The sequence below is a fragment of the Priestia sp. AB genome, from assembly GCF_028369225.1.
GTDB classification, from domain to species: Bacteria; Bacillota; Bacilli; order Bacillales; family Bacillaceae_H; genus Priestia; species Priestia megaterium.
Genome location: NZ_JAQMYN010000003.1, coordinates 87,443 through 112,245, shown reverse-complemented (window position 1 = coordinate 112,245; position 24,803 = coordinate 87,443). Strand labels below are relative to the sequence as shown.

The 24,803-nt window shown below is 39.8% G+C and carries 27 protein-coding genes and 1 riboswitch; of the genes, 21 read left to right on the top strand and 6 right to left on the bottom strand.

Annotated features, from left to right (window positions below; translation table 11 throughout):
* Positions 1–34: 34 nt before the first annotated feature.
* The 6 genes from POF52_RS10210 to POF52_RS10185 all read right to left on the bottom strand — a co-directional run bounded on the left by POF52_RS10210 (position 35) and on the right by POF52_RS10185 (position 5,218).
* Positions 35–922: a LysR family transcriptional regulator gene (locus POF52_RS10210; protein ID WP_271992385.1), complete on the bottom strand. Its 888-nt coding sequence runs from the start codon at positions 920–922 to the stop codon at positions 35–37.
* A gap of 136 nt (positions 923–1,058) precedes the next feature.
* The gene (locus POF52_RS10205) at positions 1,059–1,244 is read right to left on the bottom strand and encodes a hypothetical protein (protein ID WP_176584623.1); all 186 of its coding nucleotides are present in this window, start codon (positions 1,242–1,244) and stop codon (positions 1,059–1,061) included.
* 150 nt (positions 1,245–1,394) lie between these two features.
* The gene (locus tag POF52_RS10200; RefSeq protein WP_013057043.1) at positions 1,395–1,529 is read right to left on the bottom strand and encodes a hypothetical protein; all 135 of its coding nucleotides are present in this window, start codon (positions 1,527–1,529) and stop codon (positions 1,395–1,397) included.
* Positions 1,530–1,667: 138 nt separating this feature from the next.
* Positions 1,668–2,930, bottom strand: a complete 1,263-nt coding sequence (locus POF52_RS10195) for a dicarboxylate/amino acid:cation symporter (protein WP_271992382.1) — start codon at positions 2,928–2,930, stop codon at positions 1,668–1,670.
* Positions 2,931–2,982: 52 nt separating this feature from the next.
* Positions 2,983–4,311: a diaminopimelate decarboxylase gene (gene lysA, locus POF52_RS10190; RefSeq protein WP_176584621.1), complete on the bottom strand. Its 1,329-nt coding sequence runs from the start codon at positions 4,309–4,311 to the stop codon at positions 2,983–2,985.
* Positions 4,312–4,456: 145 nt separating this feature from the next.
* Positions 4,457–4,639: riboswitch (Lysine riboswitch) on the bottom strand.
* Between the two features lie 66 nt (positions 4,640–4,705).
* The gene (locus tag POF52_RS10185) at positions 4,706–5,218 is read right to left on the bottom strand and encodes a CBO0543 family protein (RefSeq protein WP_176584620.1); all 513 of its coding nucleotides are present in this window, start codon (positions 5,216–5,218) and stop codon (positions 4,706–4,708) included.
* Between the two features lie 335 nt (positions 5,219–5,553).
* On the opposite strand from POF52_RS10185, the gene POF52_RS10180 reads away from it, so the two are divergent.
* The 21 genes from POF52_RS10180 to POF52_RS10080 all read left to right on the top strand — a co-directional run bounded on the left by POF52_RS10180 (position 5,554) and on the right by POF52_RS10080 (position 24,802).
* The gene (locus tag POF52_RS10180) at positions 5,554–6,672 is read left to right on the top strand and encodes an NAD(P)/FAD-dependent oxidoreductase (protein WP_271992376.1); all 1,119 of its coding nucleotides are present in this window, start codon (positions 5,554–5,556) and stop codon (positions 6,670–6,672) included.
* A gap of 73 nt (positions 6,673–6,745) precedes the next feature.
* Complete coding sequence (locus POF52_RS10175; protein WP_271992375.1) at positions 6,746–7,060, top strand: YckD family protein; 315 nt, start codon at positions 6,746–6,748, stop codon at positions 7,058–7,060.
* Positions 7,061–7,220: 160 nt separating this feature from the next.
* Positions 7,221–8,945 (top strand): PAS domain-containing sensor histidine kinase, encoded by a 1,725-nt coding sequence (locus POF52_RS10170; protein WP_176584618.1) that lies wholly within the window; start codon positions 7,221–7,223, stop codon positions 8,943–8,945.
* Between the two features lie 86 nt (positions 8,946–9,031).
* Positions 9,032–9,295: a DUF1292 domain-containing protein gene (locus POF52_RS10165; protein ID WP_013057050.1), complete on the top strand. Its 264-nt coding sequence runs from the start codon at positions 9,032–9,034 to the stop codon at positions 9,293–9,295.
* 151 nt (positions 9,296–9,446) lie between these two features.
* The gene (locus tag POF52_RS10160; protein WP_271992371.1) at positions 9,447–10,691 is read left to right on the top strand and encodes an acyl-CoA dehydrogenase; all 1,245 of its coding nucleotides are present in this window, start codon (positions 9,447–9,449) and stop codon (positions 10,689–10,691) included.
* Positions 10,669–11,442 carry an SDR family oxidoreductase gene (locus POF52_RS10155; RefSeq protein ID WP_271992369.1) on the top strand — a complete coding sequence of 258 codons (774 nt, stop codon included), beginning with the start codon at positions 10,669–10,671 and terminating at the stop codon, positions 11,440–11,442. Before POF52_RS10160 ends, POF52_RS10155 begins: the two co-directional genes overlap by 23 nt.
* Positions 11,443–11,461: 19 nt before the next feature.
* A complete protein-coding gene (locus POF52_RS10150) occupies positions 11,462–13,078 on the top strand; it encodes a long-chain-fatty-acid--CoA ligase (RefSeq protein ID WP_013083160.1) in 1,617 nt (538 codons plus the stop codon).
* A 90-nt stretch (positions 13,079–13,168) separates the two neighbouring features.
* Positions 13,169–13,732 (top strand): TetR/AcrR family transcriptional regulator, encoded by a 564-nt coding sequence (locus POF52_RS10145; RefSeq protein ID WP_271992367.1) that lies wholly within the window; start codon positions 13,169–13,171, stop codon positions 13,730–13,732.
* An 83-nt stretch (positions 13,733–13,815) separates the two neighbouring features.
* Complete coding sequence (locus POF52_RS10140) at positions 13,816–14,697, top strand: 3-hydroxyacyl-CoA dehydrogenase family protein (RefSeq protein WP_271992365.1); 882 nt, start codon at positions 13,816–13,818, stop codon at positions 14,695–14,697.
* On the top strand, positions 14,697–15,479 hold the full coding sequence (locus POF52_RS10135; protein ID WP_013083163.1) for an enoyl-CoA hydratase: 783 nt from the start codon (positions 14,697–14,699) through the stop codon (positions 15,477–15,479). The genes POF52_RS10140 and POF52_RS10135 overlap by 1 nt, the downstream gene beginning before the upstream one ends.
* Positions 15,480–15,493: 14 nt before the next feature.
* Positions 15,494–15,895: an acyl-CoA thioesterase gene (locus POF52_RS10130; protein ID WP_013083164.1), complete on the top strand. Its 402-nt coding sequence runs from the start codon at positions 15,494–15,496 to the stop codon at positions 15,893–15,895.
* A 25-nt stretch (positions 15,896–15,920) separates the two neighbouring features.
* Entirely contained in the window at positions 15,921–16,979 is a 1,059-nt protein-coding gene (locus POF52_RS10125; RefSeq protein ID WP_271992362.1) for a phosphotransferase family protein, read from the top strand.
* Positions 16,976–17,719: a 2-phosphosulfolactate phosphatase gene (locus tag POF52_RS10120; RefSeq protein ID WP_043982480.1), complete on the top strand. Its 744-nt coding sequence runs from the start codon at positions 16,976–16,978 to the stop codon at positions 17,717–17,719. Before POF52_RS10125 ends, POF52_RS10120 begins: the two co-directional genes overlap by 4 nt.
* Positions 17,707–19,485 (top strand): acyl-CoA dehydrogenase family protein, encoded by a 1,779-nt coding sequence (locus POF52_RS10115; protein WP_271992360.1) that lies wholly within the window; start codon positions 17,707–17,709, stop codon positions 19,483–19,485. The genes POF52_RS10120 and POF52_RS10115 overlap by 13 nt, the downstream gene beginning before the upstream one ends.
* A gap of 11 nt (positions 19,486–19,496) precedes the next feature.
* Positions 19,497–20,258 (top strand): SDR family NAD(P)-dependent oxidoreductase, encoded by a 762-nt coding sequence (locus POF52_RS10110; RefSeq protein ID WP_271992358.1) that lies wholly within the window; start codon positions 19,497–19,499, stop codon positions 20,256–20,258.
* Between the two features lie 29 nt (positions 20,259–20,287).
* On the top strand, positions 20,288–21,061 hold the full coding sequence (locus POF52_RS10105; RefSeq protein ID WP_334314402.1) for an enoyl-CoA hydratase/isomerase family protein: 774 nt from the start codon (positions 20,288–20,290) through the stop codon (positions 21,059–21,061).
* Positions 21,062–21,075: 14 nt separating this feature from the next.
* The gene (locus POF52_RS10100) at positions 21,076–22,059 is read left to right on the top strand and encodes a quinone oxidoreductase family protein (protein WP_013083170.1); all 984 of its coding nucleotides are present in this window, start codon (positions 21,076–21,078) and stop codon (positions 22,057–22,059) included.
* Positions 22,060–22,252: 193 nt separating this feature from the next.
* Positions 22,253–23,137, top strand: a complete 885-nt coding sequence (gene pdxS, locus POF52_RS10095; protein ID WP_162214255.1) for a pyridoxal 5'-phosphate synthase lyase subunit PdxS — start codon at positions 22,253–22,255, stop codon at positions 23,135–23,137.
* A gap of 37 nt (positions 23,138–23,174) precedes the next feature.
* Positions 23,175–23,423, top strand: coding sequence for a ferredoxin (locus POF52_RS10090; RefSeq protein WP_176584606.1), 249 nt, complete (start codon positions 23,175–23,177; stop codon positions 23,421–23,423).
* A gap of 214 nt (positions 23,424–23,637) precedes the next feature.
* The gene (locus POF52_RS10085) at positions 23,638–23,967 is read left to right on the top strand and encodes a DUF3870 domain-containing protein (RefSeq protein ID WP_013057066.1); all 330 of its coding nucleotides are present in this window, start codon (positions 23,638–23,640) and stop codon (positions 23,965–23,967) included.
* A gap of 178 nt (positions 23,968–24,145) precedes the next feature.
* The gene (locus POF52_RS10080; RefSeq protein ID WP_013083173.1) at positions 24,146–24,802 is read left to right on the top strand and encodes a CoA transferase subunit A; all 657 of its coding nucleotides are present in this window, start codon (positions 24,146–24,148) and stop codon (positions 24,800–24,802) included.
* The last annotated feature ends 1 nt before the right edge of the window (position 24,803 follow it).

Genomic DNA, 24,803 nt, shown 5'->3' with positions numbered 1-24,803 from the left:
TAGGCTCTTTTTTAAAGGGGCCCCAATTTATCTGTCATTTTTTTTCGGTTAAAAAATTAATCAACTCTCGTACAGCGAATGAACTGTAGCGTTCTTTTAACAGAATAATTCCAAGTTCCCACATCATTTCAGGATCTGCAATAGGCACGGTAGTAATATTGGGATCTTTCACTTTGGCATAAAGCGATTCGGGCAAAATAGCAATACCTAGCTCTGCCGCTGTTAATTCAATAATTAAATCCCATTGAGAACTTTTATACGCTATAGAAGGCACAAAGCCTGATTTTAAAGCATCTTGAATTAACCGGTCGTGCAGCGTAAATTCTTCACTGAACATAATGAATTTTTCATGCTCCAATTCTTTCATCCAGACGGAAGAACGTTTTGCTAAAGGATGGTTTCTATGCGCGTATAAAAGAAATCTCTCCTTAACGAACGGGTATACGTGGAAATGCTCATCATGACCGCTTGTGAGAGGAAGCATAACAATCCCCATATCTACACGAGCCTCTTCCACAAGTGCCTCAATTTTTTTTGCTCCAAATTCAATAAGCTCTAGAGATACTTTAGGGTATTGTTCATTAAATGCTTTTGCAATCTTCGGGAAAAACAAGGTCCCGATGAGCGGAGGGACTCCCATCTTGATTTGCCCTGTTTGCAAGTTCATTAAATCTCCCAACAAGTGAGGCATGTCTTTTAACACCGACAGAGCTTTAGTTGCCTGATGATACACGACTTCTCCTGCATCGGTTAGCTTTAATTCTCTTGTTGAACGATCAAGAAGCTCAAATCCTAGTTCATTTTCTACTTTTTTAACGGCTTTACTTAAAGCCGTTTGTGACAAATGAACTTGCAGCGCTGCCTTTGTAAAATTTTTATGATTCACTACCTCTATAAAGTATTCTAAGTCTCTGATTTCCATGTGAAACTCCATTTCTGCAAACTGTTTATCCTTTTTATTTACTCTTTATTTTAACCATTAAATTATTTACTGTAAATGCGCTGATTAAAAAGGGGGAGGATATATCCAATGAATAAAAACAGGGAAAGGAAATGAACTAAAGTTTTTGTCGAAATTGATTGATAAAACGAATAATCTTTTTGTAGAGAAACATAGATTTTGCTACTAGCTGATGAGGAATATAAAGACTTTTGTATGTGCGTTCGGGCAAAAATGCAAAACTTATTAAAATAACTGAAAGTCCAAAGGCTGCGGCTGTAATCTCTAGCCAAGAAAACATCATATCATTCCTCCTTTTACAAACCTATTAATAGAATATGTAAAAGTTCGAAAGGAGGTTGTACGATAGCCCCATAACGAGCGGGGTTATGAAGTTCTCTCTAAAAATAAAATGACGTTAAAGAACGCAGGCGCTGCGCTCTTTAACGTCATTTTATTTTCGTTCTTCAGCTTGATGCTCTTGTTTGTTTTGCTCAGTAAGACGTTTTTGATGAGCTTTTGTTTCTGCGCTTACGTGATTCGCATCATTCGGTTGATTTTTCTTTGAACCTCCTGCAGCGTTACTCATTAGACGACACCTCCAGTCCGGTTATGAAACATACCTTTAGAATGTGCGTATATACAGACTTTATACACTGCTATCGATATTACTGCACACTAAAAAAGCAAGGGGAGAGTCACTAAGACTGTTCCCTTTGCTTTTTTACTAGGCGACTTTATCGGTGGTGATAATTTTGTTAATCCAGTCTTTTCCTTCTGTAAACCTTGTAACAAGCATGGCTGTTACTGTATTTCCCGTACTGTTTAAGAGCGTAGCAGGGGCGTCAATAATTGTGGAAATGACCGCAATAATGGGCAGAACTTCTGGCGAAAATCCGTAAATTGTAATGATTAACATTTCGCCAATCATACCGCCTCCAGGGATTGCTCCCATTACGGCTCCAACTAAAAAGGCTACGCCTAAAATGCTCAAAATACTCGTAGCAGACGTCATATCTTTGCCAAACAAACTGAATAAGAAAACAATCTTTAGAATACCGCCGATAACAGAACCATCTTTATGCGTGTTTGCTCCTAGCGGAATCACTGTTTCAGCAATATCCAGCGGCACACCCATTTTCTTTGTTGCATCTAAATTGACTGGAATAGATGCAGCAGAAGAACAGGTAGCAATAGCGGTGATAGAAGGAGCAGCTGCATTTTTCCAAAACAGCTTAATTCCTGCTTTACCGCCAGCAATCCATGCGTATAGCGTAAAGAAGCCAAAATAGTAAACGATTGCAATTAATAAATAAAGAATAAATGCTCTAGCATACCCTTGTAAGATCTTTGGTCCAAGTTCTCCTACTACAGTAGCAAAATAGCATCCTAAACCAATTGGAGCATAGTACATCACAATTTTAACAACCTTCATCGATACTTCTTGACCCGAAGTCAGAAATTTCGCCATAGGTTGTCCTTTTTCACCGGCCATTGTGGTAGCAATACCGAAAATAACGGCAAAGACAATTAATTGTAAAATATGCTCTTTCGAAAATAACTGAACAAAATCAGGTACAGTAAATGTGTTAACAAGCTGAGTCAAAAGCGTCATTTTTTCAGCTGTATTTTCACTGTTACCCATTAATTCTTTAATGGCAGAAGTATCTACGTTGTGCAGCGGATTGTAAAGTGATGCCCCTAAAAAGCCTAGAACGGCTGAAACAGCAGCGGTGGTGACAAACACAACGGCAATACCTAGCATAATTTTACCAAGACGTTTCATTTCGTTCATGTTTGCAATCGCCGAAGCCACACTAAAAAAGACAAGGGGAACGATAATCATGAACATTAAATTAAGAAACAAATCACCAAAGGGCTTTACGACTGCCACATCGGGCCCGGTAGCATATCCTGCTATCCCGCCAATTAAAATAGCGAGAAGCAGAATAAGCGATGATCTGTACGTTTTAAATATACTTAAAACCATAGTTAGATTTCCTCCAAACAACAATAGCTTCTTTACTACGCAAGAACAGCTATTATTTGCTCATTGCATACGTAGTAACGACCGGCTTTACATCTTTACGCACCAAATCTTCGTATGTTTCTCGCTCTACAGCAAGACGAGCTTCTCCATTTTTTACAAATACAACAGCAGGGCGCGGAATACGGTTGTAATTGCTAGCCATTGAATAGTTGTAGGCACCTGTAGAGGACACTGCTAATAAATCTCCTTGATTAACGCGCGGTAAATCGATATCCCAAATAAGCATATCTCCTGATTCACAGCATTTACCCGCAATTGATACTGTTTCATCTTTTTTATCCGTCACTCTATTAGCCAAGACAGCTTCATGTTTTGCATCGTAAAGAGCAGGACGGATATTATCGGTCATACCGCCGTCAATTCCTACGTATTTTCGTACACCTGGAATCTCCTTCGTTGATCCAATTGTATAAAGCGTTGTACCTGCTTCTCCTACGATGCTTCTTCCAGGCTCAATCCAGACTTCTGGAAGCGTATAACTCTGTTCAGTTAACGTGCGGCTTAGCTTTTCTGTCAGTGCATCTACATAATACTCAACTGGAAGAGGAGAGTCGCTTTCGGTATAACGAATACCAAAACCACCACCTACGTTTAAAACTTTTACTTCAAATTCCATTTTATCACGAATGCTGAATAAGAAATCAGTTAAAATATCAATGGCGCGAGAAAAACCATCTACTTCAAAAATTTGCGAACCAATATGACAATGAATGCCTAAAAGATCGTAGTAAGGCTTTTCTAACGCAGAACTTACCGCTTTCATGGCTTGGTCATTGGAAAGACCAAATCCAAACTTGGAGTCTTCCTGTCCGGTCATAATATATTCATGTGTATGGGCTTCAATCCCTGGGGTAACACGCAGAAGAATAGATGCTTTCTGTTTGCGCTCAGCTGCTAAGGCATGCAAAACTTCAAGTTCGGTAAAGTTATCCACAACAAAACAGCCAATATTCGCATCAAGAGCCATTTCCATTTCTTCAATCGTTTTATTATTTCCGTGAAAATGAATGCGTTCAGCTGGATATCCAGCTTCAAGCGCTGTAAATAATTCACCTCCTGAGACCACATCTAGTGACATATCAAGCTTCGTTAAAAGGCTAGCCATTTCCATACAAAGAAATGCTTTCCCTGCATAGGCGATTTGATATGAAAATCCGCTTCTTCGAAAGGCTGAATGGAAGGCCTTGCATTTCGTTTCAATTAATTCTTGATCGTAGATGTATAGAGGAGTGCCGTATTGTTTTTTCAGTTCGACCGTATCGCACTGCCCAATTTCTAAATGATTGTTGCTGTTAATTTTACTCGTTCCATGTAAGTACATAATCCGTATCCCTCCATTTAAATCATTCAACTATAACTTTGAACTTTGATGGTCAGTAGAAAAACACAAAAAAGACCCGTGAAGTGATGTTCACGCGTCTTGGTTTCATAATAATAAAGTATTATTACATTCTAGGCATCAACATCTCTTCAATAGCTCTCCACAAACCAAATGGTTTGTGACAGCTCAGCATTTATTCAATACTGAACCAGTATATGAACACAATGGATGTTTATATACTTCGGCACGAAATCCCTTTTACTTATCTTCACAGACTCCATTAGTCTCCAATAAGTGACTCTTGATTTCATGCACCTCTATTCTCAGAGAGGAAAATTATATTTAAATGTAATTCCTATTATATTTCCTTTTCCTCCGTCTAGTCAATGAAAAGTTAAGGCATAGGAATATCAAAAAAAATAAATAAGAAAGCTATGAAGCTTCCAGATAGAATCCAAGCGACCAGTGCTGTCTTCTGATGAATGACTAAAAGTGAGAACGTGACAATATTGAAGAGAAAAGAACACAGCAGCGACCATCCATAATGATGAGTGATACTGTGATTAACATAAGCAATGAACTCAATCACAGTAAATAAAAGCGCCCACAAAAGAATCCACCACAGCCGGCCGCTTACATGCAGCGGCAGCCTTCCTAAAAAAACCGGTATAACAAAAGGATAAATAATTAAGGTTATTCCAAGGGAAACCATTAGGTGATCGGGTAGAAAAAGGTGATCAATACCAACAGGGTGAAATACCCATACGCGGTGATGAAACAGGAGCACTTCATAAAGCAAATTCCCTGTGACCCAAAACAGCAAAGTAGGATAGTATTCTTGATACCTTCGCCACTTGCCAAATAGTAAACCAAGAATAATGAAAAATAATACAAATGAAGATTGCATACGCTCTCCTTAAAATAATGGTTATTTCTTTTTATTTACATATTATAGTGGTTTTATTCTTTCATTTTTTTATTCAGAAACTATAATAAAAAAGCGGTAAGCGCAGTGTTAAATATGGGTGATCACTATTTATGGTTTGCTTCATCTCACCATAATTCCCGTAAAAGAACTTATTGCGCTTTTGTTTACAATGAAAGGAGCTATATGTCAAAGTCAGCAAGACTCAAAAATAAGCTCAAGATAGCTTCGCCTAGTATGTGACTTCTTTTTTTGCTATGCTAAAGTTGCGTACATATAGCATGAGAATATTAGAAGAAAGAAAAGGGTGTTTTGGTATGAAAACATACATCGTAGTTGGAGCTGGGGTACTTGGAGCTTCTACAGCATATCATTTAGCAAAAGCAGGAGCAGATGTGACATTGATAGATCGCAAGGATGCTGGTCAAGCTACTGATGCAGCAGCAGGAATTGTTTGTCCATGGCTTTCGCAGCGTCGAAATAAAGCATGGTACCGCTTAGCAAAAGGCGGCGCTAAGTACTATCAAACATTAATTCAGCAATTAGAAGAAGATGGAGAAACGGATACGGGATATAAGCGAGTAGGAGCAATTAGCTTACATACTGATGAGCAAAAGCTTAAAAAAATGGAAGAAAGAGCATATAAGCGTCGGGAAGAAGCTCCTGAAATAGGCGAGATTACACGTTTATCCGCTAAAGAAACACAGGCTTTGTTTCCGGTTCTTTCGGAAGAATACAGTTCAGTTCATATTAGTGGAGCCGCTCGCGTTAACGGAAGAGCTCTTCGAAACGCACTTGTGAATGCAGCGAAGAAAAACGGTGCAAAAATAATAGAAGGAAACGCAGAACTACTTTATGAAAATAATCAAGTAACGGGCGTTTCCGTAAATGGACAAACCCTTCTAGCAAGTACAACAATCGTAACGGCAGGAGCGTGGGCAAATCAATTACTAGAGCCTCTTGGAGTGGAATTTTTAGCAAGCTTTCAAAAAGCGCAAATTGTCCACTTGCATCTCCCTGATGTAGATACAAAAGACTGGCCCGTTGTGATGCCTCCAAGCGACCAATATATTCTTTCATTTGAACAAGGTCAAATTGTCATTGGAGCAACACATGAAAACGACACGGGCTATGACTTGAGGGTAACTGCTGGGGGGATGCATGAGATTTTTTCAAAGGCCTTATCAATTGCTCCCGGCTTAACAGAAAGCACAGTCTTAGAAACAAGGGTAGGGTTTCGACCATTTACTCCAGGCTTCTTGCCAGTCATTGGAGCTCTTCCGGCTTACGAAGGAATACTAGTAGCGAATGGTCTCGGAGCTTCAGGCTTAACGTCGGGTCCTTATCTTGGTTCAGAGCTTGCTAAATTAGCACTTGAAATGGAAATGGAAATTGATCTTAGCGACTATGATGTAGGAGGAGCTATCGAGTCTTAAGCAAACAGAATGAATGAAAACAAATAGAAGTTCGCAAACTATAACTACTATATGATGAAAGGAAGTAGATTGTTTGCGAAAGATTATGATAAGTGCAGCAGCAGCTTTTTTATTTATGAGCGCGACGCCTGTATTAGCGGAAAGCAATCCTAAGCCAGAAACAAAAGACGTGCAGCTGACGTCTCAGCAAAAGCAGGAACTGTCCGTGCTGTACAAAGAAATGCTAGCAAAAAAGAAAGAAATACTTTCAAAATATGTGGAGTACGGCGTGCTAAGCAAAACGGAGAGTCAAAACATTTCTTCACATATGGAAAATCGCTATCAGCATATGGAGCAAAATGGTTTTGTGCCAAAGCGACACTGTCATAAAATGCATCATTCAAAGTAATTCCTCTTCACATAAAAAAGCGCCTTTACAGGCGTTTTTTTATGTGAATGAATGGAAAATATCCGCTTCTTTATCTAGTAAATTCTAAAATCCTCATGTAAAATTAAGAGAATGAGAACGAGTAGGAAAGATGTTAGTGAGGGGTAGGTAAATATGAACGATGAACAAAAATAGAAAAATAGTCCGATTACATGCAGAAAATCATTCAGCTGAGGCGCTAGGAATCATATTTGCTTACAAACAAAAAAATGACCATCTTGTTTACAGTATGTATCAAGGTGAAAGCGTTCATGAGCAAAAAATACCTCTAGAAGAATGGGTCTCGTATGAGCATTTTTTCGAAGCACTAAACAAAAAGAAAAAGCTTATGTACGAGCTTCAAATAAATGATAAACGCTATGTAGTAAACTTAACCCCTTTATCTTACACAGAAAAGCCTGAAATTATGGGACATTGCGTGAATATAACTAGTTATCAGGAGAAAAAAGAACAGATTCAGCCTTTTATTTATCATAACGCAGATGCTGTTGCTGTCGTTGACTTAGAAGGGAAAACGCTTCAAGTGAACCCTGCGTTTGAGAATACATTTGGCTGGACGTTTGAAGAAATTCATCAAAAGCCTCTTCCGATTATACCTTCGTTTTTAAAGGAGCCAGTGTGCGAACTTCATAAGACCATTCAATCAGGTGAATCGAAAACGGAATTTGAGACGGTCAGACAGCATAAAGACGGTCATTTAATTAATGTAAGCGTCACACTATTCCGCGTTGAAAACATGAATGATTGGCCGTTATGCATTGCTTTTGTCTATCGAGATATAACATCACGCAAGCAGGCTGAAACGGCTTTAAAAGAAAGCGAAGAGCGCTATCGAAGCTTGATTGAGTTATCGCCGGAAGCGATTATCGTGCATAGTGAAGGGAAAATTCATTACATCAACCCTGCAGGAGCCAAAGCGCTAGGATACAAAAGTCCTCAAGACGTATTAGGAGCTTGTGTTTATCAGTTTGTTCACCCTGATTACTATGATGTTGTAAAACAGCGAATTTATCGAATGAAAACAGAAAATAAATCTGTAGACCTACAGGAAGAAAAGTTTATTCATAAAGACGGTCATACGATTGATGCCGAAACCATTGCCTTTCCTATTCCCTATATGGGAAAGCAGGCCATTCAAGTTTTGTTTCGTGATATCACAGAACGTAAAAAAACTGAAAAATTGCTGCGTGAATCCGCTCAGCTTTCCTTAGTCGGACAGTTAGCGGCTGGGATTGCTCACGAAATTCGAAACCCTCTGACGGCGGTAAAAGGATTTATGCAGTTATTAAAAGAAACGAGCGGTCAGCCTTACTATGTAGAAATGATAAATCATGAGTTAGATAGAATTGAATTGATTACCGATGAGTTCTTGAGTCTTGCAAAGCCGCAGGCGAAAACCTACAAAGACAAACATGTCCAAGATATTTTAGAGAATACGTTAAAGCTAGCTAAGGTGCAGGGGATTACAAAGAAAATTCACGTAAAAAAAGAAATTGATCTTCATCTTCCTCTCGTAATATGCGAAGAAAATCAGTTGAAACAGGTGTTTAGCAATATATTTAAAAATGCAGTCGAATCTATGCCAAGTGGAGGAACCGTAACGATTCAACTAAAAAGGTTTAATCAGGAGAACCTTGTTGTCCGGTTTAGCGATGAGGGGCCAGGCATCACGCAGGAAAGAATGCAGCATTTAGGAAAACCTTTTTATAGTACCAAAGAGAAAGGAACGGGGCTTGGACTGATGGTGTGTTATAAGATCATTCGAGAACATAAAGGAGAAATTAACTTTGTAAGTGAACTTGGAAAAGGAACTACCGTAGACATTCTTTTGCCTTTTAAAAAGTAGATTCTACTTTTATAAGCATGAAACCTTTTCTAAAGGGGAATACATGTTAGTGAACGAATAATTAGGTTAAAATAGGAGGGAATAAGATGGAACGCATTGAAACGGGAGAGATTTTTACAATTTTAGACGAAAATGATCAAGAGCAAGATATTGAAGTGCTTGGAAAAATGACGATTGAAGGGCACGATTATATTGCTGTTGCGTTTGTTGAAGAAGTTTTAATTGAAACAGAAGAAGAAATTGATGTTTTCTTTTTGAAAATTGAAGATGATGGTGAATGGTCTTCAATTGAAGATGACGATGAATTTGAAAAGGTATCAGCCGTATTTGAGGAAATGACATCCGCGTAAAAAGAGAGGTTAAAACCTCTCTTTTTTTATTTTTAAATAATATAATATTTAGAATTTTTCTAAAAATATCTTGCTGAATTATTTCCCTTCATTTATGATGAATATGTAACATACCAACCGGTTAGTAAGTAAATGAAAGCGAGGGACTACCGTGTATTTTTCTTACTCTGACAAAGTAGTGAAGCTGCAAGAAGAATTGAGCTCTTTTATGGAAGAGCATATTTACCCAAATGAACGGCTATACGAACAACAGCTGAATGAACAGCCATCTAGATGGTCAGCTGTTCCTCCGATCATGGAAGAGTTAAAAGAAAAAGCAAAGCAAGCTGGATTATGGAACTTATTTTTGCCAGAAAGCGAATATGGAGCGGGTCTAACAAATGTCGAATATGCCCCCCTTTGCGAAATTATGGGCCGTTCTATTATTGGACCAGAAGCTTTTAACTGCGGAGCTCCTGACACCGGCAATATGGAAGTACTGGTTCGATACGGAACGTCCGAACAAAAAGAAAAATGGCTAAAGCCGCTGTTAAATGGAGACATTCGCTCCTGCTTTTCTATGACAGAACCGGATGTAGGTTCTTCTGATGCCACAAACATTCAGTGCAGTATTGTAAGAGAAGGCGATGAATATGTGATCAACGGAAGAAAATGGTGGTCTTCAGGTGCGGGAGATCCTCGCTGCAAAATTGCTATTGTCATGGGAAAAAGCGATTTTACCGCATCTAAATATGAACAGCAGTCTATGATTCTAGTTCCTTTAAATACGCCAGGAGTTAAAATTGAACGAATGCTGCCAGTCTTTGGATACGATCACGCTCCTCATGGACATGCTGAAATTCATTATGATAATGTGCGTGTGCCAGCGTCGAATATGCTTTTAGGCGAAGGAAAAGGGTTTGCTATTGCTCAAGGCAGATTAGGGCCTGGACGTATTCATCACTGCATGCGTTTAATAGGAGCAGCGGAAAGAGCGCTTGAAGAATTATGTAAGCGTATTCAAAACCGTTCTGCGTTTAATAAGTTGCTTTCTCAGCAAGGGGTTATTCAAGAATGGGTGGCAGAATCGCGTATTGAAATTGAGCAAGCTCGCTTATTAACATTAAAAGCTGCTTATATGATGGACACAGTTGGAAATAAAAAAGCGCGGAAAGAAATTGCTATGATTAAAGTAATGGCTCCTGCTATGGCTTTAAAAGTCATTGATCGCGCTATTCAAGCATTTGGAGCAGCAGGTGTTTCAGAAGACACGCCGCTTGCGGCACTTTGGGCAAATGCTCGCACTCTTCGCCTCGCTGATGGTCCAGACGAAGTGCACAAAGCACAGCTTGCAAGACTTGAGCTAAAACCCTATCAAGAAAAGGAGGCAACCTATGCACATAAAGGATTTGTTTGATTTAACTGGAAAAACAGCTATTATTACCGGCGGAGGCAGAGGATTAGGAGAACAAATGGCAGAAGGGCTTGCAGAGTCAGGGGCAAATATTGTTCTATGTTCGAGAAAAAAAGAAGCATGTCAGCAAGTGGCCGATCGATTGGCCCGCCTCGATGTAAAAACGCTCGCCTTAACTTGCGACATCAGTCAGCCTGAAGATATTAAAAATGTCGTGCACCAAACAATTGAAACATTTGGACGTATTGATATCTTAATTAATAACAGCGGAGCTACGTGGGGGGCTCCGGTTGAAGAAATGCCTCTTGAAGCATGGCAAAAAGTGATGAATATTAATGTTACAGGAACGTTTTTAATGTCCCAAGAAGCTGGAAAAGAAATGATTAAACAAAAAGCTGGCAAGATTATTAACATTGCTTCAATTGCCGGTCTTGGAGGAACAGATCCTCAGTACATGGATACAATCGGGTACAACACGAGTAAAGGAGCGGTCATTACGTTTACGAAAGATTTAGCCGTCAAATGGGGACAGCATAATATTCAAGTTAATGCGATTGCGCCTGGATTTTTCCCTACTAAAATGTCAGGTGCGATTATGGAACAAGGCAAAGATTATTTTCTAAGTCAAACTCCTTTAAAACGCTTTGGCTCCGAAGCTGATTTGAAAGGGGCAGCTGTTTTTCTTGCTTCTGCAGCGTCTAATTATATTACAGGAGATGTTCTGACAGTAGACGGTGGAGTTCATGCTATGTGAATAAGAAAGGAGTACCTTGATGGAAGACGTTAAAAAATGGTTTACACCTTATCCAGAAGCCTATACTCACGACATTCACATCGAAGACATTTCACTATTTGATATGCTGAAAGAAACAGCCGAACGTTATCCTGCTCATACGGCAACACGCATGTATCAGCATACGCTAACGTACCAGGAGCTGTATCATTCAGTTCGCGTATTTGCAGGAGCACTACAGAAAAAAGGGATTAAAAAAGGAGATCGTGTAGCAATTATGCTGCCAAACTGTCCGCAATATATAATAAGCTATTTCGGCATTGCAGCAGCGGGCGGCATTGTTACTCAGGTCAATCCTATGCTTGTCGAACAAGAGCTAGAGCATATTTTAAACGATTCCGGGGCAAAAAAAATAATTCTGCTCGATGATTTTTATACGAGACTTCAAGAGATAAGAAACCGCGTTGATATAGAAGAAGCGATAACTGTAAGCTTGCAAAAACCTTTTGTTCCTGCATCACCAGACCTTTCCTTCCTAGATTTTTTAACCATAAAACATGAATTTAATCAGCCGGTCATCCATCCAGCACACGATATTGCTGTTCTTCAGTATACGGGAGGAACGACCGGACCATCTAAAGGTGCGATGCTTACACATACAAACATTTACACAAACGCAGTTCAATCATACGAAATATTTAAGCATGATATTGAATTAGGAAAAGAAAAATGCTTAACCGTTATTCCATTGTTTCATGTATTTGGTATGACTTCCTGTATGCATTTATCGATTCTTTGCGGAAATGAAATATTGCTATTGCCGCGTTTTGATTTGAAAGAAGTATTAAATACAATAAAAAAAGAGCAGCCTAGTATTTTTCCTGGTGTGCCAACTATGTATGTCGCGATTACCAATCATCCTCAGGCAGAAGAATACAACATTGAAAGTATTCGCATCTGCAACAGCGGCAGTGCGCCGATGCCTGTTGAGCTGATGAAAGAGTTCGAACGAAAAACGGGTGCTAAAGTGTTAGAAGGGTACGGCTTATCAGAAGCGTCCCCCGTGACGCATTGCAACCTGCCGTTTTGTGAGAGAAAGCCGGGTACTGTCGGACTTGGCGTTCCACAAACTGCTTATAAAATTGTAGACGTGGCTACCGGAACAAAAGAACTGCCAAGAGGAGAGCTTGGAGAAATAGTAATTAAAGGGCCTCAAGTTATGAAGGGCTATTGGAATCAACCTGAAGAGACGGCTCACGCGCTTAGAAACGGCTGGCTGTACACGGGAGATATTGGACAGATAGATGAAGACGGGTATTTATCCATTGTTGATCGCAAAAAAGATATGATTATTGCGAGTGGTTTTAATGTGTACCCTCGAGATATTGAAGAAGTTTTATACGAACACAGCCACATTAAAGAAGCCGTTGTAATTGGTGTGCCGCATCCTTACAGAGGAGAAACCATTAAAGCGATTTTAGTAGTGAAAGAAGGGAAATCTCTTTCCGAAGAAGAGCTTACTTCTTATTGTCGACAGCACCTTGCAGCTTATAAAATTCCGCGAATCTTTGAGTTTCGCGCTGAGCTTCCTAAGACCAATGTAGGAAAAATTTTGCGACGGGCACTGCGAGAAGAAGTGGTGAAAGAAACGATGTAAATAAGCTGAACATAAACAAACTTTTTCAAAAGCTCCCTCTAAGCCATGGTATAATTTGTGAAAATGAGAAAAGACAGAGAGGGTTTGACGATGAAAGATTTGATGATGGAACGAAGCATTCAGCTTTTTGCTCAAAAAGGTTTCAAAGAAACGTCGATTCAAGATATTGTAAATGAATTAAACGTCACAAAAGGAACGTTTTATTATTATTTTAAAAGCAAACAAGAGCTTTTAATGGATATTCACCTTCAATATATTAAAAGATTAATAGAAAACCAAGAGGCGATTCTTGCAGATAAGACAACATCTTATCCAGAAAAGCTGCACAGTATTATTTTTAAACTTGTTCATGATATTGAGAAAGAAGGTCTTCGAGCTAAAGTGTTTTTTCGAGAGATGCGTCATTTGAGTGAAGAGCACTTAGAACAAATTATTCCAAAGCGCGATCGTTTTAAAGAAAATGTACAAGAGATCATTGAAAAGGGAATAGAAGCAGGGCAGTTCCGTTCAGATTTGCCTTCAGATATCGTGACGCTAGGCATATTAGGAATGACAAATTGGAGCTATTTTTGGTTTCAGCCGGATGGAGAAAAATCAGATCGAGAAGTTGCGGCTATTTTTTATAAGATGCTGATGAAAGGTATTGAGTCATAGTAGCTGCTAGGCTAGACAGTGCTCGTAAAAGGCGGGAAAGTATAAGCTCTTTCTCTCCTTTTATATTAAAAGGAGGCTATAACATGAATAGTAAAGATATACACCGTATTGCTGTTATTGGAGCAGGACAAATGGGACATCAAATCGGTATGCTTTGTGCACTCGGAGGATATGAAACAATTATTCAAGATATGAATGAACAATCACTCATTAATGCAAAAGACAAGCTGGAAGCAATTATAGGCAAGTGGGTTCAGAAAGGAAAAATCTCTTCTGAGACTAAAGAAGCTGCATTTCGAAGATTGTCTTTTACAAACACATTAAAGGAAGCGGTTTCAAGTGCTGATTTTGTAATTGAAGCTGTGGTAGAAAAGTTAGATGTAAAACAAAGTGTCTTTAAAGAAATAGATGAGTACGCACCAAGTCACGCCATTTTAGCATCGAATAGTTCAACAATTGTTAACTCGCTTATTGCAAGTGCAACAAACCGTCCAGAGCAAATCGTTAACATGCATTTCTTTTTCCCTCCCCTTGTAATGGACTGCGTAGAAGTTGTGATGAGTGAAAAGACAAGTGAAAAAACAGCTCAAACGACAATGGACGTTTGCAAGCAAATTAATCGCACAGCAGTCCTTCTGAAAAAAGAAATCTCAGGTTTTATTGCTAATCGAATTTTAGGAGCGTTGCAAAAAGAAGCCGTTTTCCTTTATGAAAATGGATACGCAGATTTTGAAGACATTGATACGATTTGCAAAAAAGCGCTCAATCACCCGATCGGTCCTTTTGAATTGATGGATCTCTCGGGAATTGACGTCGGATATTTTGTGATGCAGCAGCGCTATAGCGAAACGGGGGATCCAGAGGACAAGCCAGCTGCGTGCATTGAAGAAAAAGTTCAAAAAGGCGAGCTTGGACGTAAAACAGGAAAAGGTTTTTACACATACCACACACAAGGAGTGAAGTAATGATGAAAAAATTTGTACGTGTTGAAAAAGAGGAGAAAACGGCAATTGTAACCATTGATAACCCGCCTTTAAATGTAATGAGCCAGACTGTTGTGCAGCAGCTTGAAGAAACGTATGAAGAGCTTAGTAAAGATCCTGATGTCATTACAATCATTTTAACAGGAGCGGGCGACCGGGCGTTTATGGCTGGAGCTGATATTAAAGAGTTTCCTCAGTTAATGGGGCAAAGCGGCATTAAAGAAGAGTTTATGAAAACTCATCGTGTTTTGCAAAAACTTGAAAACATTGAAAAACCAACAATTGTCGTGTTAAACGGTTTAACGTTTGGAGGAGGATGCGAACTTTCACTAACCGCTGATATACGCATTGCCGAAGAACATGCTCAAATCGGTCTTCCGGAAGTGAAGCTCGGATTGTTTCCTGGAGGCGGCGGAACTCAGCGTCTTCCACGCGTAATCGGCGTTTCTAAAGCTAAAGAGTGGATGTTTGCCGGCAGTCCTGTTTCTGCAGAAGAAGCGCTTCATGCAGGCTTTGCCAATCATATAACGCCTAAAGGAAAAGGGCTCGAAAAAGCAAAAGAGCTGGCTAAGAAATTTAACCGTCACTCTCTTCCGTCACTTTCTCGAATTAAGACAGCGGTAAACGAAGGAATGAATCGTACATTGTCTGAAGGTCTTGAACTTGAGGCAGAGCTGTTTGAAGAAGTCTTTCAAACAGAAGATATTAAAGAAGGAGTATCAGCATTTATTGAAAAGCGTCCCGCTGTTTTTTCACATAAGTAAAGGAGGAGAAGATCATGTATGAAACACAGGTCAAAGTGCGCTTTTGCGAAACAGACGCACTCGGTCACATTAACAATACGAGCTATTTCATTTATTTAGAAGAGGCCCGTATTGCTTTTTTTGAAGAAATGGGAGCATCCATGCATACAAAAAAGTGGGAGTATATTTTAGCGTCTACTAAATGTGATTTTGTTGCGCAAGGTTATTTTAATCAAGTGCTAATGATTAAAACCTTTGTATCTAATGTCGGCAATAAAAGCTTTACAATTGGTCATGAAATTACCGACAGCAAGACGGGATCCCTGATTGCTAAAGGAGAAGCTGTCATCGTGTACTTTGATTTTGATGCACAAAAAAGCGTGTCTATTCCAGCGGACATTAAGCAGTTTTTGATGAATTATAAAGTAGCTGTTTAACTATAAAAAAGCAGGTGGTAAAAGAATGTCACAAATCATTCCTGTACGAAAAGGAGAGGAATTAAACACGGAAAAACTGCATCAGTTTCTCCGTGTTTCGATTCCTGATTTACCTAAAGAGCCTCTTTTAATCAAGCAATTTGGATCAGGTGCGTCCAATTTAACCTACGCTCTTTCAGTCGGAGAGTGGGAGGCGGTGTTGAGACGCCCCCCCTTTGGGCCAGTCGCGCCAAAAGCGCATGACATGAAAAGAGAATACAAGATTTTATCTGTTTTATCGAAGTCTTTCCCTCTCGCTCCTAGACCGTATGTGTTTTGTGAAGATGAGACGGTGGTTGGGAAATCCTTTTTTTTAATGGAGAGAAAGCACGGTGTTCTCATCGACACAGCGTTTCCAGAAGACATGAAAGGAACTGACGAACTTTGCCGTTGTATTTCAGAACAAATGGTGGATGTCCTTGCTCAACTTCATGATATTCCTTATAAAGGCACGCTTCTTGAAAAAATCAGCAAGCCCGAAGGATTTTTAGAACGTCAGGTACACGGCTGGATTCATCGTTATGAAAAATCAAAAACAAGTGACATACCGGAAGTAGAAGCTCTAAAAAAATGGTTGACCACACACATCCCGACTACACAGCATTCGACCATTATTCACTATGATTACAAGCTTAACAATACGTTATTTTCACCGGATGGAAATAAAATTGTAGGATTATTTGACTGGGAAATGACAACCGTTGGAGACCCGCTTGCTGATTTGGGAGTGGCGCTGAGCTACTGGATGGAAGACAGCGATCCTGAACTTTTGAAAAGGGGACTCGGAAATCCACCTGTTACTGTGCAAAAAAGCTTTTATTCCCGTCGAGATTTTGTAGAAGCATACGCTAAAAAAAGCGGACGGGATGTTTCACACATTGACTTTTACCTGAAATTTGCGTACTTCAAGCTTGCTGTCATTTGTCAGCAAATTTATTACCGTTATAAAAAAGGCCAAACAAATGATAAACGGTTTTCACAATTTGGAGATTATGTAAAAACACTAATTATTCATGCTCTGCACACAGAACGAGGACATATATGAAAGGAAAAATTCACGTAATACTCAAAAAAGAAGAGCTTCTTGCCAAAAAGCTAGAAGGAAAAACGGTTGTTATATTTGACGTCTTATTGGCTACGTCAACAATTGCGGCTGCTTTACAGCAAGGAGCAATAGAAGTTATTCCAGTAAAAAACGAAGAAGAAGCGCGTGAAAAAGCAAAAACGTACAAGCCTGATGATATTGCGCTTGTAGGCGAATATAGAGGGAAAACGATTGAAGGCTTTTTTGATCCGAATCCCAGCACGTTAAAGGAGCATGTTCAAAATAAAACGGTTATTTTGTCCACGACTAACGGAACCGTAGCCATTCATAACGCTGAAAAAGCAAACCATGTATATACAGCTTCGCTTTTAAACGGAGAAGCGGTTGCCAGTGCTGTTTGTCAGCAAGGTCAAGATGAAACTGTTTTATTGGTTTGTTCAGGTTCATCCGATCGCTTCTGTCTAGAAGATTTGTATGGAGCGGGGTATTTTGTAAGCTGTCTGCTGCAACTAAAAACATTTCATTTGACGGATGCTGCAAAAGCCGCACTGCTTTTGTATGAGGCTTATGAGCATTCACCTGTTGAAATATTGAAGTGCTCAGCCATAGGAGAAATGCTCACTCAGTATGGATTTCTAGACGAAATTGGCTTTGTAAGCCGGAAAAACGTCTATCCCGTAGTTCCTAAGGTAGTGAAAAAAAAGCTAGTAAACGGGGAGGAAACGATATGTCTGAAATGAAAACAGAAGCAAAAGGCGGATCATTTTTACTGAAAAAAACATTTACGCATCACGTTTATACACCCGAAGACTTAACGGATGAGCACCGTATGATTGCTCAGACAGCAAAGCAGTTTATTGAAAAAGAAGTAGACCCTTACCATAATGACATTGAGCAGCAGGATTTTAATAAAGTAGTAGAATTGATGCATAAAGCAGGTGAGCTTGGACTTCTTGCTCACAGTATTCCAGAAGCATATGGAGGACTAGGTCTTGATAAAGTAAGCAAAGGACTCGTCGGTGAAATCATTGGCCGGACAAGCGGATATGGAGTCGCTCATTCTAACCATACATGCATTGCGACACTTCCTATTACGTATTTTGGCACCAAGGAGCAAAAAGAAAAATACTTGCCTAAATTGGCAAGCGGCGAATATATTGGGGCCTACTGTTTGACAGAGCCAGAAGCGGGTTCTGATGCTCTTGCAGCCCAAACAAAAGCCGTATTAAATCCTGAAAAAACGCATTATGTATTAAATGGAGCGAAGCAGTACATTACCAATGCTGCCTTTGCAGATACGTTCATCACGTATGCAAAAGTAGACGGTGAACATTTTACCGCTTTTATTGTAGAAAAAGGTTTTGAAGGACTGTCTCTCGGGCCAGAAGAAAAGAAAATGGGAATCAAAGGGTCGTCTACTCGTCCAGTTGTTTATGAAGATTGTTTAGTACCCGTAGAAAACGTACTTGGACAAGTAGGAAAAGGTCACTTGATTGCGTTGAACGTCTTAAACCTCGGACGTTTTAACTTAGGTTCTGCATGTATGGGCGCAGCGAAATATGCGTTTGAACTTGCTTTAGCTTATACAAAAGAACGCAAGCAGTTTAAAACAGCTATTGCGGAATTTAATGCTTCAAAAGAAAAAATAGCAAAAATGGTGGCTCGTATTTTTGCATCTGAATCTATTCAGTACCGTACAGCCGGTTTACTAGAAGAGGCGCTTGGTGGCTTATATAAAAGTGGAAATCATAAGTTAGTAGCTAAACAGCTGGCTGAATTTGCAATGGAATGTTCAGTTTGTAAAGTGTACGGGTCGGAAACTCTTGATTTAATTGCCGATGAATCGCTGCAGCTTCATGGCGGCGCAGGGTTTATTCAAGAATATAAAATAGAACAAATATATCGTGACTCACGCATCAATCGTATTTTTGAAGGTACAAATGAAATCAATCGCCTTTTGCTTCCAACTCAGCTTCTAAAAAAAGCAGACAAAGGAGAAATAGAGCTGAGCAAACAAGTAGAACATGCTGTTAGTGAATTGATGAGCGGTCAGTGGGAAATATCTTCAAATGAACTTCTAGCAAGAGAAAAGCAGGCGGTTATTACCACAAGACATTTATTTCTTGCTTTGTTAGGAACAGCATTCCAAACGTTTAACGCCAATCTAGCACAAGAACAAGAAACGCTGATGAAGCTCGCAGAAATTGCTATTGGACTATTCGCTATGGAGTCATCTGTGCTGCGCGCGGAAAAAGCCGTGAACAAAAATGGAGAAGAAAAAGAAAAGTTAAAAAGCAAGCTGTCAGCAACGGTTGTTAGTGAAACGCTCTTTGAAATTGAAAAGCAGGCTCGACAATTAATAAACGGGATGTTAACGGGTGAAAAACACCGACAGTACCGCACAATTCTTGGAAAATGGATGAATGATTTGCAAAGTGAAGGAGAGTTCACGCGCAATCGAGACATCGCCCGTGAATTTATCGACAGCGGGCGATATGTTGTATAAGGAGGAATATTATGCGTTTTGAAGGGCAAATAGCTGTTATTACAGGAGCTGGAAGCGGCATTGGAGAAGCGACCGCTCAGAGAATGGCGAAAGAAGGAGCTCACGTCATTCTTGTCGGGCGAACGAAAGAAAAGCTAGTACAGGCTGCATCGGCTATTGACATACGGTGTGAACGAAAATGCACGGATATTTTCCCAGCTGATGTAACGAAAGAAGAAGACGTCAAAGAGCTGGCTGAGGTTATAAAAGAAAAGTACGGACAAATTCATTTATTAATTAATAACGCAGGCGGATCAGTTAATTCAACAATCAAAGAAACAACGCTTGAACAGTGGAAACACGTGCAGGACGTCAATTTAACAAGCGTATTTCTTGTCACAAAACATTTGATTCCTTTTTTAACTGAAGAAATAGGAGGAAATCGATCTATTGTTAACATCGCTTCTCTTTCAGGACATAAAGCCGGGGCACAAATCCCTCACTACAGCGCTGCTAAAGCTGCTTTAATTAACTTTACAAAAGCAATGGCGTTTGAGTTAGCTCCCCGTGGAGTCAGAGTAAACTCTGTGTCTCCTGGATTCGTAGAAACACCTTTAACGCAGCCTGCACTTGAAAATGAGCGCTTCACTAAGGCAATCGAAAAAAATACGGCTTTAAAACGTGTAGGTAAACCAGATGAAATTGCAAACGTTATTGCTTTTGCAGCGTCTAAAGAGGCATCTTATATGACAGGAAGTGATTTATTAGTAGACGGTGGGTGGCTTATTGTTTAATGCAAAGTAAAGAGGAGGGAATCTGGATTATGAGTGATTTAGTAGTAGAAAAGCACGGGACTATTTTATCTTTAACGTTAAATCGGCCGGATCGTTTAAATGCATTCAGTGAGGAAATGATTGAAAAGTTAACATCTGAAATAAAACAGGCGCAAAGCGATGAGTCTATTAAAGTGGTTATATTAAATGGAGCAGGGCGCTCGTTTTCTGCCGGAGGCGATGTAAAAACGATGGGCCAAGCATCCGGATCTGATGTTTATGAACATATCGGCCGTTTAAATGAATGTATTTTAGCGATGCAAAATCTAGAGAAGCCAATTATTTCAGCAGTTCATGGATTTGCAGCAGGAGCGGCTTTTAATTTAGCTCTCGCTTCTGACTTTATCATTGCGTCAGAAGAAAGTCGGTTTGTATTAAGCTTTTCTCAAGTTGGATTGATTTCAGACGGAGGAGGCCTTTACTTTCTTACAAAGGTCGTTGGTCCCCATAGAGCGAAGGAACTATTATTTTTAGGAGAGCCTATGGATGCCGATACGGCTTACAAAGCTGGTTTTTTAAACCGTGTAGTACCGTTAAATCAGCTGAAAGATGAGGTCACATCCTTTGCAAGTCGCTTATCACAAGGGCCAACCAAAGCGTATGGGAAAATGAAAAAAATTGTCAACGATTCCTTTCATTTAACATTAGAACAAGTCCTTGAACAAGAAAGGCTAACGCAAGTTCTTATGGTAGAAACAAGAGATCATCAAGAAGGAATATCTGCGTTTAAAGAAAAAAGAAAGCCACTATTTCAAGGGAAATAAGAGGGGGATATAAGATGAAAGCCATTCAATTTACGCAGTACGGAGGACCTGATGTTCTTCAAGTTATCGATATTGCACGCCCTGTACCAAAAAAGAAAGATGTGCTCATTAAAGTTGCGGCAATCGGCGTTAATTACGCCGACGCTGCACGGCGTGAAGGAGCATACGTAGTCGAAACACCGCTGCCTTTTATCCCAGGCTCTGAAGTTGCGGGCGAAGTGGTTGAAGTAGGCGAGGATGTAAAAGGGATAAAAGTAGGTACAAAAGTCGTGACGCTGCTGGGATCTAATCGAGCAACAGGATACGCTGAGTACACGCTGGCTGACTCAAGAGGTCTTATTCCTTTGCCGGAGAATGTGGATTTAACACAAGCGGTTGCTTTGCCTCTTCAAGGACTCACGGCTTATCATATTTTAAAAACAATGGGTCGCCTTGAAAAAGGAGAAACCGTCATCGTTCATGCGGCAGCAGGCGGCGTTGGAACCTTAGCTGTTCAGCTTGCCAAAATTTTTGGAGCTGGAAAAGTTATTGCTACAGCGAGCTCCAAAGAAAAGCTTGAGCTTGCAAAAAATCTTGGAGCTGACGAAGCGATTAACTACACAGAAACAGGCTGGGAAAAACAAATTTTAGAAGTAACGGAAGGAAAAGGGGCCGATATTATTTTAGAAATGGTAGGAGGGCATATATTCTATGAATCTCTTCAATGTCTTGCACCATTTGGGCGCCTCGTTTTTTACGGAATGGCTAGCGGAAAACCTGTAAAATTTAACCCTGCCCGCCTGATGGAAAAAAATCAATCGGTTCTAGGCTTTTTCTTACCTCAAATGATGGCAAAACCAACACTTTATCAGCAAAGCCTGCATGAGCTATTAAACTACGTAAATGCCGGTCAGTTAAAATTAATGCTGGGCGGCACATTTTCACTTGATGAAGCGGCAGATGTACATCGTCTGCTTCAAGGAAGAAAAACGACCGGAAAATTAGTATTAGTTCCTTAACAAAACAGCTTCCGTCTCTAATAGGGACGGGAGCTGTTTTGGTTTAAAAAATTGGCTTTCACCTGCCAATTTTTTAAAAACTGCTTAATAATTTGGCATAAAAATCAATGTTTTTTACTAATTTCTTCTATATTTTAACACTGGCATGGAAGTTGCATAATAAGTGTTTGAACATATAAAGGAGGAATTGAATATGGTGAGAAATGGAACGGACCGCGTGAAGCGGGGAATGGCAGAAATGCAAAAAGGCGGCGTTATCATGGACGTGATCAATGCAGAACAGGCAAAAATTGCAGAGGCAGCAGGCGCTGTTGCTGTTATGGCGTTAGAGCGTGTTCCAGCTGATATTCGTGCAGCAGGCGGCGTGTCTCGTATGGCAGACCCAACAATTGTTGAAGAAGTGATGAACGCTGTATCCATTCCAGTTATGGCGAAAGCTCGTATTGGCCATATTGTTGAAGCACGCGTGCTAGAAGCAATGGGTGTAGACTATATTGACGAAAGTGAAGTACTCACTCCAGCTGATGAGGAATATCACCTTAACAAAAGTACATTTACAGTTCCATTTGTATGCGGATGCCGTGATTTAGGGGAAGCAGCAAGACGAATTGGTGAAGGTGCTTCGATGCTTCGTACAAAAGGCGAACCAGGAACAGGAAACATTGTCGAAGCAGTGCGTCATATGCGCCAAGTAAACGCTCAAGTACGTAAAGTTGTAGGCATGGATGAAGACGAGTTAATGACAGAAGCAAAACTATTAGGTGCGCCTTATGAGCTATTACTGCAAATTAAACATGAAGGCCGTTTACCGGTTGTAAACTTTGCAGCAGGCGGTGTAGCAACACCCGCGGATGCAGCGTTAATGATGCAGCTTGGAGCAGACGGTGTGTTCGTTGGATCAGGAATCTTCAAATCAGACAACCCTGAAAAATTTGCGCGAGCAATCGTGGAAGCAACAACGCATTATCAAGACTATGAACTGATTGCAAGCTTATCAAAAGGATTAGGAAGTGCAATGAAAGGAATTGAAATTTCATCATTATTACCAGAAAATCGTATGCAAGAACGCGGCTGGTAATGAGTAATAACTTTTAAACTTAGTTAGGAGAATGATCATGGGGAAATATACGATAGTCGATAAAGAAACGTGTATTGCGTGTGGTGCATGTGGAGCTGCGGCACCTGATATTTATGATTATGATGATGAAGGAATTGCGTTCGTTATACTTGATGATAATCAAGGCACGACTGAAGTGCCCCAAGAGCTGGAAGACGATTTAATAGATGCGTTTGAAGGCTGTCCAACAGAGTCCATCCGTATAGCGGATGAAAAATTTGATGGAGACTCGAATAAATTTCAATAAAGCGGAATAAATAAAAAAATAGAAAGTTTTTTTAAAAGAAAAGAAGGATTTTGTCTAGAAAAGGCGAAATATTAGTTATGTAAGAATATATCTTTTTAAAAATGAAAGCACTTACATAACTAAAAGCATATGAGTTAATCTCATTTGACCTTTCAGAATTATTAGTGTAAAAGTGCGGAGTAATTAAATAGTTTTTAAAAGGAGATTAAGGGGCATGCAAATACTGAATACAGTCATTGTGACAGGATATGCAAAAGCTCCACAGGGAACTTCCATGTATGAAATGTATAAGCATGCGGGAATTGTACTAGAAGTGGATCTGACAGAGCATAAAATTGTAAATGCTGAGTTTACGTTTATTACGGAGCTGACGCAAAATTTTTTCCGGAAGCTGCTTATTGGTTACTGCCTTGCAGATGGAATTGAACCTCTTATTGAACGTATTCAAAATTATTATTTTGCTCCATCTCAACAGGCGATTATCGTAGCGCTTCAGGCTGCAATCCAACGTTACTGGGATAATGTGAATCAAAAAATTACATAGCGTTTGGTTAGAATAAAGTGAGAAGACAACCTCTTTTCATGGTCTTATTAAAACCAAGCAGACACACACACTTTACAAAGAGTGGGGACATCCCTGTTTCTTTGGGGAGTCATTGTGTCCTGCTTGGTTTTTTTCGCGTAAAGCGCTGTGAAATATAAAAAGAAAAGGAGGAAACAAAATGAACAAAATCATCACGCGCGAAGAAGCAATAGAAAAAATAACAGATGGCGCACGCATTATGGTAGGTGGATTTGGTCTCGTTGGAAGCCCGCTTAGTCTGATTGAAGCGATTGCCAAATCAAACCTTAAAGACTTAGAGATTATTAGTAATAACCTCGGTGAACCTGGAAAAGGATTAGGTGTATTGGTTCAAAGAAAACAAGTAAAAAAAGCGATAGGTTCTTATTTTACTTCCAACCCTGAAGTTGTACATGCTTATCAACAACAAGAACTCCAAGTGGAGCTCATCCCGCAAGGAACAATGTCCGAGGCTATTAGGGCTGGAGGAGCAGGCATCGGAGGATTTTATACGCCTGTGAGCGTAGGGACTCAGCTTGCGGAAGGAAAAGAAGAACGAGTATTAAAAGGAAAGAAATATGTTTTGCAAGAATCGCTGCACGCAGATGTAGCTCTAATAAAAGCTAAAAAAGCAGATCGACTCGGAAATCTTATTTACAGCAAATCAGCGAGAAACTTTAATCCAATGATGGCAACGGCTGCTGATATCGTGATTGCTGAAGTAGAAGAAGTGGTGGAAGTTGGGCAGATTTCTCCTGAAGAAATTGTAACTCCTCATTTATACGTTACTTATATCGTAGTGAAAGGAGAACAATAAG

Excerpts from the sequence above, each read along its gene's own strand:
- POF52_RS10210 (WP_271992385.1), bottom strand. The coding sequence starts at position 922 with ATGGAAATCAGAGACTTAGAATACTTTATAGAGGTAGTGAATCATAAA.
- POF52_RS10205 (WP_176584623.1), bottom strand. The coding sequence starts at position 1,244 with ATGATGTTTTCTTGGCTAGAGATTACAGCCGCAGCCTTTGGACTTTCA.
- POF52_RS10200 (WP_013057043.1), bottom strand. The coding sequence starts at position 1,529 with ATGAGTAACGCTGCAGGAGGTTCAAAGAAAAATCAACCGAATGATGCG.
- POF52_RS10195 (WP_271992382.1), bottom strand. The coding sequence starts at position 2,930 with ATGGTTTTAAGTATATTTAAAACGTACAGATCATCGCTTATTCTGCTT.
- lysA (WP_176584621.1), bottom strand. The coding sequence starts at position 4,311 with ATGTACTTACATGGAACGAGTAAAATTAACAGCAACAATCATTTAGAA.
- POF52_RS10185 (WP_176584620.1), bottom strand. The coding sequence starts at position 5,218 with ATGCAATCTTCATTTGTATTATTTTTCATTATTCTTGGTTTACTATTT.
- POF52_RS10180 (WP_271992376.1), top strand. The coding sequence starts at position 5,554 with ATGAAAACATACATCGTAGTTGGAGCTGGGGTACTTGGAGCTTCTACA.
- POF52_RS10170 (WP_176584618.1), top strand. The coding sequence starts at position 7,221 with ATGAACAAAAATAGAAAAATAGTCCGATTACATGCAGAAAATCATTCA.
- POF52_RS10165 (WP_013057050.1), top strand. The coding sequence starts at position 9,032 with ATGGAACGCATTGAAACGGGAGAGATTTTTACAATTTTAGACGAAAAT.
- POF52_RS10155 (WP_271992369.1), top strand. The coding sequence starts at position 10,669 with ATGCACATAAAGGATTTGTTTGATTTAACTGGAAAAACAGCTATTATT.
- POF52_RS10150 (WP_013083160.1), top strand. The coding sequence starts at position 11,462 with ATGGAAGACGTTAAAAAATGGTTTACACCTTATCCAGAAGCCTATACT.
- POF52_RS10145 (WP_271992367.1), top strand. The coding sequence starts at position 13,169 with ATGAAAGATTTGATGATGGAACGAAGCATTCAGCTTTTTGCTCAAAAA.
- POF52_RS10140 (WP_271992365.1), top strand. The coding sequence starts at position 13,816 with ATGAATAGTAAAGATATACACCGTATTGCTGTTATTGGAGCAGGACAA.
- POF52_RS10135 (WP_013083163.1), top strand. The coding sequence starts at position 14,697 with ATGATGAAAAAATTTGTACGTGTTGAAAAAGAGGAGAAAACGGCAATT.
- POF52_RS10130 (WP_013083164.1), top strand. The coding sequence starts at position 15,494 with ATGTATGAAACACAGGTCAAAGTGCGCTTTTGCGAAACAGACGCACTC.
- POF52_RS10125 (WP_271992362.1), top strand. The coding sequence starts at position 15,921 with ATGTCACAAATCATTCCTGTACGAAAAGGAGAGGAATTAAACACGGAA.
- POF52_RS10120 (WP_043982480.1), top strand. The coding sequence starts at position 16,976 with ATGAAAGGAAAAATTCACGTAATACTCAAAAAAGAAGAGCTTCTTGCC.
- POF52_RS10115 (WP_271992360.1), top strand. The coding sequence starts at position 17,707 with ATGTCTGAAATGAAAACAGAAGCAAAAGGCGGATCATTTTTACTGAAA.
- POF52_RS10110 (WP_271992358.1), top strand. The coding sequence starts at position 19,497 with ATGCGTTTTGAAGGGCAAATAGCTGTTATTACAGGAGCTGGAAGCGGC.
- POF52_RS10105 (WP_334314402.1), top strand. The coding sequence starts at position 20,288 with ATGAGTGATTTAGTAGTAGAAAAGCACGGGACTATTTTATCTTTAACG.
- POF52_RS10100 (WP_013083170.1), top strand. The coding sequence starts at position 21,076 with ATGAAAGCCATTCAATTTACGCAGTACGGAGGACCTGATGTTCTTCAA.
- pdxS (WP_162214255.1), top strand. The coding sequence starts at position 22,253 with ATGGTGAGAAATGGAACGGACCGCGTGAAGCGGGGAATGGCAGAAATG.
- POF52_RS10090 (WP_176584606.1), top strand. The coding sequence starts at position 23,175 with ATGGGGAAATATACGATAGTCGATAAAGAAACGTGTATTGCGTGTGGT.
- POF52_RS10085 (WP_013057066.1), top strand. The coding sequence starts at position 23,638 with ATGCAAATACTGAATACAGTCATTGTGACAGGATATGCAAAAGCTCCA.
- POF52_RS10080 (WP_013083173.1), top strand. The coding sequence starts at position 24,146 with ATGAACAAAATCATCACGCGCGAAGAAGCAATAGAAAAAATAACAGAT.